Source organism: Streptomyces sp. XM83C (assembly GCF_023072675.1).
GTDB classification, from domain to species: domain Bacteria; phylum Actinomycetota; class Actinomycetes; order Streptomycetales; family Streptomycetaceae; genus Streptomyces; species Streptomyces thermocoprophilus.
In genome coordinates this window covers 20,657-27,257 of record NZ_JALLGL010000050.1, presented here as the reverse complement: position 1 = coordinate 27,257, position 6,601 = coordinate 20,657, and the positions used below count along the sequence as shown (strand labels likewise).

At 72.6% G+C, this 6,601-nt stretch carries 7 protein-coding genes; 4 read left to right on the top strand and 3 right to left on the bottom strand.

What is annotated here, in order from left to right; all coding sequences use genetic code 11:
- Window positions 1–795: 795 nt before the first annotated feature.
- Window positions 796–1,098, top strand: coding sequence for a DUF4235 domain-containing protein (locus MTQ10_RS08815; RefSeq protein WP_247464232.1), 303 nt, complete (start codon window positions 796–798; stop codon window positions 1,096–1,098).
- 73 nt (window positions 1,099–1,171) lie between these two features.
- On the opposite strand, the gene MTQ10_RS08810 is transcribed toward MTQ10_RS08815, so the two are convergent.
- The 3 genes from MTQ10_RS08810 to MTQ10_RS08800 form a co-directional block, all read right to left on the bottom strand.
- Entirely contained in the window at window positions 1,172–1,564 is a 393-nt protein-coding gene (locus MTQ10_RS08810; RefSeq protein WP_247464229.1) for a VOC family protein, read from the bottom strand.
- A 66-nt stretch (window positions 1,565–1,630) separates the two neighbouring features.
- Window positions 1,631–2,098 carry a pyridoxamine 5'-phosphate oxidase family protein gene (locus MTQ10_RS08805; protein WP_247464226.1) on the bottom strand — a complete coding sequence of 156 codons (468 nt, stop codon included), beginning with the start codon at window positions 2,096–2,098 and terminating at the stop codon, window positions 1,631–1,633.
- Window positions 2,099–2,460: 362 nt separating this feature from the next.
- Window positions 2,461–3,408: a GlxA family transcriptional regulator gene (locus MTQ10_RS08800; protein WP_247464223.1), complete on the bottom strand. Its 948-nt coding sequence runs from the start codon at window positions 3,406–3,408 to the stop codon at window positions 2,461–2,463.
- A gap of 71 nt (window positions 3,409–3,479) precedes the next feature.
- Between MTQ10_RS08800 and MTQ10_RS08795 the strand changes: the two genes are divergently transcribed.
- The 3 genes from MTQ10_RS08795 to MTQ10_RS08785 all read left to right on the top strand — a co-directional run bounded on the left by MTQ10_RS08795 (window position 3,480) and on the right by MTQ10_RS08785 (window position 6,570).
- A complete protein-coding gene (locus tag MTQ10_RS08795; RefSeq protein WP_247464219.1) occupies window positions 3,480–4,430 on the top strand; it encodes an NADP-dependent oxidoreductase in 951 nt (316 codons plus the stop codon).
- Window positions 4,431–4,610: 180 nt separating this feature from the next.
- The gene (locus tag MTQ10_RS08790; protein ID WP_247464217.1) at window positions 4,611–4,991 is read left to right on the top strand and encodes an anti-sigma factor antagonist; all 381 of its coding nucleotides are present in this window, start codon (window positions 4,611–4,613) and stop codon (window positions 4,989–4,991) included.
- Between the two features lie 322 nt (window positions 4,992–5,313).
- Window positions 5,314–6,570, top strand: coding sequence for a lectin (locus MTQ10_RS08785; protein WP_247464212.1), 1,257 nt, complete (start codon window positions 5,314–5,316; stop codon window positions 6,568–6,570).
- Window positions 6,571–6,601: the final 31 nt, after the last annotated feature.

Sequence of the window (6,601 nt, the reverse complement as noted above, 5' to 3'; positions counted from 1 at the left end):
GGAGCGGTGGGCGGAGGCTTGGGGGCGGTGGCGGTCGGGTGCGTGGGAGGGGACTCCGTCATGGCGGACCTCGCAGGGGACTCGCAGGGGCTTGCACGTACTCGCAGGTGCTCGCAGGTGCTCGCTGAGGAAGAGTGCGTTCCGCACGCCATTAGATGCCCCGGGCATCTATAGGGCGATGTGCAGTTCGGCCAGATCGGTGGCGGTGGCCTTCTGGCCGAAGTCCGACGCCATGCGGCCGTACGGCCCCGGTGGCGGGGAGGCGGGGCGGTGCGAGGGGATGTCGGCCGGTGACGGGGTTGGCGGGATGGTGACGCCGTGACCGAGGGCCCCTCGGCCGGATCGCCGCGATCGACGCTCACATCCGTCCGGGCAGGGCGGGGCGGGTGTGGAAAGGACCTAGAAAAATCTGTGTCCGCCGCGCATGGACCGCCGTACGCCGGGCACCTGAATGTCAGGCCCCGCCGCGTTCCCCCGTCGCGGCGGGGCTTTCTTGTGCCGCGCGGATGACGGCGCAGCCGCCCTGCCAGGTGCTCTCGCGGGTGGCGTGCGCGCCCGGCGACGCGTCCGCGCGCTCGGGCGGCCCCTCCCCCGTTTTCTCCAGGCCCGATCAAGCGGTGCGGCCGGGCCGAATCGGGGAACCCGGCCGGAGACACCCGGGACGAGCCGGCCCGCGTCGCGCGAGCCAGGGCGCCGTCGGGGCGGGAGTCCGTTCGGGAGGCGGTCCCGCCCGGGCGGTGTGCATGATCGGGGCAGAGCTTCCGGACGACCGAGTGCGCAGGAACAGGAGATCCCGTGGCCAAGACGAAGAAGAAGAAACTCTCCCTCGCCTACCAGCCGGTCGGATTCGTGCTCGGCTGGCTCGGCGGTTCGCTGGGCGGCATGGCCTTCCGGAAGGTGTGGAAGGCCATCCGGGACGAGGAGGACGCGCCGGACGCGCTGGACCCGGATCGCGGCTGGGGCGAGATCTTGCTGGCCGCCGCGATCCAGGGCGCGATCTTCGCGGTCGTGCGCAGCGCGGTGGACCGTACGGGCGCCAAGGCCATCGCCCGCAAGACGGGTGCGTGGCCGGTGAAGGACGAGGGCGGCCGGGACTGACCCTGCGCGGGGTACGGGCGGCGCGTCCCGTGGCGCGGGCGGTGGGCGCCCGCCTCGCGCCGCGCGGGCGCTGTCACCCGCGCTTCGGGGCCGGCGGTGGGATACGCCGCAGGGTGAAGGAGTGCCCGGTCGGGTCGGCGAATGCGCGTTCCTCGGAGGGGCCCGGCGCGTCCTCGGCCTCGGTCGGCCGGCCGCCGAGGCTCACGGATGCGGCGTTCGGCCGCGTCCAGGTCCTCCACGCGAAGTCGAGGTGGGCCTGGAGGGAGTTCTCCGGGCGGGGCCGGCCGGGCGGGGTGGCGTCGGTGTCGCGGCGCGGGGCGAGCCGGATGCCGTCGCCGGTGCGCAGCTCCACCCGGTTCGCGGACTCCTCCGTCTCCTCCGCCTCCAGGAACTCCTTGCAGAAGCGGGCGAGTCGCTCGGGTTCGGCGCAGTCGAGCACGACGACGCCGGCGGTCACGAGGGGCATGTCTCCTCCGCGGTCGCGGGGGCCGGGGCGGCGTTTTCCGTCCCGGCCCTTGCGGTCACCCCGGATTCAGTCGGCCACCAGCCACTTGCCGTCCCGCATCAGCTCGCGGCCCTTGAGTTCGTTCGCCTCGCGCCAGGCCTGGATGCGGTGCGGGCGGATGTAGAAGTACAGGTAGGGCGTGGGCAGCTCGCGCGGGTCGAAGCCGGTCTTGGCGGCGAAGATCTCCGCGTCCTCCTCGGCGAGGTCGGCGGGGGTGACGGCCGTGGCGGTGCCCTCGACCATGACCACGTCGCGGGTGCGGCCGATGCCGAGGCGGACGGACCTGGTGGAGCTCAGGTTGCGCCCGGTGGGGCTGTCGGCGGGGGTGGAGATCAGCAGGGTGGTGCCGTCCCAGACGAAGGACAGCGGGACGAGACAGGGCGCGCCGCCGTGCTCGGCCGCCGTTGCGACCCAGGCGTCGACGTCGTTCTCCAGGCGGTGCAGGGTGTCCTGCTTGCGCTGCTTCAGGGTGCGGGCGGAAGGTGACGTCGTCATGCCCCCAGTGTGCTCGCGCCGCCCTGCCGAGGCCTCCCGGGCACTCCGCACCGATCCCCTCCGGTACGACACTCCCCCGGCAACCCGCACCGCCCGGGGCCCGCCCGCCTCACCCCGGCGCGAGGCACGGGACGGCGCCCACAACGGGTGCCGCAGCGTTGGGGACAGCGCCTCGAAGCCGTGCCGCTCGTAGAAGCGAAGGGCGTCGGGGTGCTGTCCGCGTAGGCGGTCACCTCGGCCTGTTCGGCCCCGTGCTCCTCCGCCCGGGCGAAAGGGGCCTCGACGGGCCGGCCTCCGGTCCGGGCCCGCCGGTGCGCCGGGCGGACGTACATCCCGATGAGGGGCGCGGACGCCAGCGGGCGTCAGCGGGCCGCTGCGCGGAACGTGCGGCGGTAGGTCTGGGGGGAGACGCCGATCGTGGCGTGCAGATGCTGGCGCAGGGAGGCTCCCGTGGCGAAGCCGACGGCTCCGGCGATCTGGTCGACCGTCAGGTCGCTGGTCTCCAGCAGATGCCGGGCGCGGGCGACGCGCTGTTGGATCAGCCACCGGCCGGGGCTGAGGCCGACCTCGTCGTGGAAGCGGCGGGCGAAGGTGCGCAGGCTCATCCGGGCGTGTGCGGCCAGGTCGGCGAGGGAGAGCGGTTCGTCGAGGTGTTCCAGGGCCCAGGCGCGGGTGGCGGAGGTGCCGTTGGCGCCGGACTCCGGCACGGGCTGTTCGATGTACTGGGCCTGGCCGCCGTCGCGGAACGGCGGTACGACGCAGCGCCGGGCGACGGCGTTGGCGAGCCGGGTGCCGTGGTCCTCGCGGATCACGTGGAGCAGCACGTCCACGCCGGAGGCGGCGCCCGCCGAGGTCAGGACGCGGCCGTCGGCGACGAAGAGGACGTCCGGGTCGAGCGGGATGTGCGGGTAGCGGCGGCGGAAGCGGTCCGCGAGCTGCCAGTGGGTGGTGGCGCGATGCCCGTCGAGCAGTCCCGCGGCGGCGAGCACGAACGCGCCGGTGCAGATGGACACGATCCGGGCGTCCGGGCGGATACGGGCGAGCGCGGCGCGGGTCGCCTCGGGGAGTTCCAGGGGCAGCCGGGCGGGGTCGATGGCGGTGACGACCACGGTGTCAGCGGTGTCCAGGACCTCGGGGCCGTTGTCGGCGGTGACGGTGAAGTCCGCGCTGGTGCGGACGGGCCTGCCGTCGACCGTGCAGGTCACGACGTCGTAGTGCCCGTCGGCCGCGCCGAGGATACGGCTGGGCATGCCGAGTTCGAAGGGATAGACCCCGTCCAGGGCCAGGACGACCACACGCTCCGACTTCATGGCACGATTCTATCGGATGTTGGCCATCATGCCATTTCCGGGCCGGGTGGATCGGGGCAAGCTGATTGACCATGAACGATGTGAAAACGATGCGTGCGATCGGTCAGGACGTCCTCGGCGGTCCCGAGGTGCTGAAGGAGATCGAGCTGGAGCGGCCCGCGCCGCGCCCCAACGAGGTGCTGGTGCGGGTGCGCGCCGCGGGTGTCAACCCGACGGACTGGAAGCACCGCGCCACGGGCGGGTTCCTGGGGAAGCCGCCGTTCGTGCTGGGCTGGGACGTGTCCGGCGTGGTCGAGGCGGTGGGGATCGGCGTCGCCCGTTTCGCGCCGGGCGACGAGGTGTTCGGGATGCTGCCGTATCCCTTCGGGCACGGTTCGCACGCCGAGTACGTCACCGGTCCCGCACGCGCCTTCGCCCACAAGCCGGCCGCGCTCGACCACGTCCAGGCCGGGGCGCTGCCGCTGGTTTCGCTGACCGCGTGGCAGGCGCTGGTGGAGACGGCGGACGTGCGGCCGGGGCAGCGGGTGCTGATCCACGCGGCGGCGGGCGGCGTGGGCCATGTGGCCGTGCAGATCGCCAAGGCCCGCGGCGCCCATGTCATCGGCACGGCCAGCTCCGGCAAGCACGACTTCCTGCGCTCGATCGGCGCCGACGAGACGATCGACTACCGGGAGACGGACTTCACGGAGGCGGTGAAGGACGTCGACGTGGTGCTGGACACGCTCGGTGAGGAGACGTCGGTACGGTCGCTGCGGGTGCTGCGGCCGGGCGGGATCGTGGTGTCGATCCTGCCGGTGGGGTCGGACGACTTCCCGAGGGAGGCCGAGCGGCTCGGCGTACGGGCGGTGCGCATGCTGGTGGACGCCTCGCACAGCGGGATGCGGGAGATCGCCGCGCTGGTGGAGGAGGGCCGGCTGCGTCCCGAGATCGCCGGTACGTTCCCGCTGTCGGAGGCGGCGGAGGCGCACCGGCTCGGTGACACCGGGCGCACGACGGGCAAGCTGGTGCTCGTGGTCGACTGACGCGGCGCGGCTGCCACCAGCCGACTCGTTCGACTTCGCTCACGACACGAAAAAAGTCGGTCGCAAATCGACGACATATGTCAATCGAACATGCTCAAATGCAGTCGCTCAAGGGTAACTTGCTGGGCGGGGAGCGATCCGGGGCTCCCCTCCCCCACAGCGGCTGGAGGCGATGTCGTCGTGCAGCACGAACCCGCGGCGCGCAGTCCGCATCTGCGCACACGCGAGGCGGGCGGGTACACGGTGCTGGAGTTCGCCGGCGAGATCGACATCGCCGCCGCGGTCGAGATCCAGCCGTCCCTGGACGCGGCGACGGAGGGCCCCGCGCCGCGGGTCGTGATCGACCTGACGGACATCGAGTTCTTCGACTGCTCGGGTCTGCGGCTGCTGTACCGGGCCCGGCGCCGGGTGCTGGACCATGACGGCCGTATCCACCTGGTGTGCACACACCCGCTGACGCTGCGCGTCCTGCGCCTGACCGGGCTCGGCAAGCTGCTGCCGCCGCAGGCCACGCTGGAGGCGGCCCTGGCTCTGCCCGAGGCCGCCTCCGGCACGTTATGACTCCTCTCCTCCGGCCGACGCGCCGAAGGAGAGGCCCCACCGTGCCGCCACGCCAGGACAGCGGGGCGGCGCCCCGTCCGAGCGGCATCAACAGGCCCGGGACACAGTCCAGTTGACAACCGGAGGAGCCGACGGGCCGCACCCCGGCACGACCGCGCGCAGGCCGCGCCCTTGCCCGTGTGAACGTGAACGGCTGGTCCGGACCAACATCTTGACGCCTCCTTACCTCACTTCTTGAATCAAGGGGCGACGTTCACACGCATTCATCCGCTCACCCCCACACCAGGTCGGCACGCCCGTGTGCCGTACGGAAGGGAATGCCGTGGCCTCCCCACGCCTGCCCCGCAGATGCCTGCTCGCCGCGCTCTCCGCCGTGCTCGCCTTCGCCGCCGTCGGCACGGCTCAGGCCGACACGCCCGCCCCGGCGGACGGCCGGGCGCCCGCGGTCGCCGCCGCCGCGGTCTTCTCCGACACCTTCGACGGCCCCGCCGGAGCCCCGGTCGACGGCTCGAAGTGGCAGCTGGAGACCGGTGACAACGTCAACAACCACGAGCGGCAGTACTACACGTCCGGGACGAACAACGCCGTCCTGGACGGCCAGGGCCACCTCGTCATCACCGCCCGCCGGGAGAACCCGGCCGGCTACCAGTGCTGGTACGGCACCTGCCAGTACACCTCGGCGAGGCTGAACACCGCGGGAAGGTTCAGCGCGCAGTACGGCCATGTCGAGGCGCGGATGAAGATCCCGCGGGGGCAGGGCATGTGGCCGGCCTTCTGGATGCTCGGCACCGACATCGGTGATGTCGGCTGGCCGGACTCCGGGGAGATCGACGTGATGGAGAACGTCGGTTTCGAGCCGTCCGTCGTGCACGGCACGATCCACGGGCCCGGCTATTACGGCTCCGGCGGCATCGGCGCCGCCTACTCGCTGCCGGGCGGGCAGGCGTACGCGGACGCCTTCCACACGTTCGCGGTGGACTGGGCGCCCGGGTCGATCACCTGGTCGGTGGACGGCAACGTCTACCAGCGGCGCACCCCGGCCGACCTCGGCGGGAAGCGGTGGGTGTTCGACAAGCCGTTCTTCCTGATCCTGAACCTGGCCGTCGGCGGCTACTGGCCCGGCGACCCGGACGGCTCGACGGTCTTCCCGCAGCAGCTCGTCGTCGACTCGGTGTCGGTGACGACCGGCGACTTCGCCGTCGGCCGGCCGATCCGCGGCCTGGGCGGCAAGTGTGTGGACGTGGCCGGCGCGAACACCGCCAACGGCACCCCCGTACAGCTCTACGGCTGCAACGGCACCGCCGCCCAGCAGTGGACCGTCGGCTCCGACGGCACGCTCCGCGCGCTCGGCAAGTGCCTGGACGTCACCGGCAACGGCACCGCCGACGGTACGAAGGTCCAGCTGTGGGACTGCACGGGCGGCCCGAATCAGAAGTGGGTCGTGACGGGGGCGCAGGACATCGTCAATCCGCAGGCCGACAAGTGCCTGGACGTGACCGACCGGAACACGGCCGACGGCACGCGCCTGCAGATCTGGACCTGCTCGGGCGGCACCAACCAGAAGTGGACGGTCGGCTGAGGCCGCCGCCCACGATCGCACCACCCGGCCG

What these genes read in the sequence shown, in the direction of transcription:
- MTQ10_RS08810 (WP_247464229.1), bottom strand. Translation starts at nt 1,564, where the DNA reads ATGCCCCTCGTGACCGCCGGCGTCGTCGTGCTCGACTGCGCCGAACCC.
- MTQ10_RS08805 (WP_247464226.1), bottom strand. Translation starts at nt 2,098, where the DNA reads ATGACGACGTCACCTTCCGCCCGCACCCTGAAGCAGCGCAAGCAGGAC.
- MTQ10_RS08800 (WP_247464223.1), bottom strand. Translation starts at nt 3,408, where the DNA reads ATGAAGTCGGAGCGTGTGGTCGTCCTGGCCCTGGACGGGGTCTATCCC.
- MTQ10_RS08795 (WP_247464219.1), top strand. Translation starts at nt 3,480, where the DNA reads ATGAACGATGTGAAAACGATGCGTGCGATCGGTCAGGACGTCCTCGGC.